Source organism: Vibrio sp. 2130-1 (assembly GCF_033339515.1).
On the sequence record NZ_JAWOUT010000359.1, the window covers coordinates 1 to 651 of the forward strand.

Annotated in this window: 1 protein-coding gene; it reads right to left on the bottom strand. The window is 48.8% G+C overall.

Annotation, left to right across the window (positions count from 1 at the left end):
- Positions 1-651: PAS domain S-box protein (locus R7Q09_RS26225; protein ID WP_318143953.1), on the bottom strand; the 651-nt coding region annotated here is incomplete at both ends.

Here is a 651-nt window from a genome sequence, read left to right on the forward strand (position 1 = left end):
GCTGTTCCAGCAAGCTGATCAAATGGGTTCGGTTGGGCAAGTTGGTCAGCGGATCGTAAAACGCCATGCGTTGCAGTTTCTCTTCGTGCGCTTTGCGCACTGAGATGTCCTCAAACACACAGATGTAGTTAATTAGGTGGTTTTTGTCATCCATTACCGCGCTAATAGTGGCTAATTGCGGGTAAATGCTGCCATCACGTTTGCGGTTGATAAACTCGCCTTTCCATTGACCTTTGGTTTCAAGCTGCTGCCAAAGTTGTTGGTAAAAAGCATCATCATGGTGCCCAGAGCGGAGGATGTTCGGGTTCTTCCCAATCACTTCTTCGGCGCTGAATCCGGTGATCTGCGAGAACGCGTTGTTGACATCAATGATGTTGGCATTGCTGTCGGTAATGACCATGCCTTCTTGCGAGTTGTTGAAGATTTTCGACGCTAACGACAATTGCGTTTCCACCATCTTGCGACGGGTGATGTTGCGCGTCATGCCCAAAATGCCGATCAGGTCACCGGCCTGATTTCGTACCGGTGATTTGATGGTTTCCAGCCAAGTTGGGTTGTTGTTTTCATCAATTTGGCGACACTCTTCAACGATGTTCTGTGTGCCAGTAGCGACCACTAATCGGTCGGCATCAATGAATTTTTCCGCGCGTT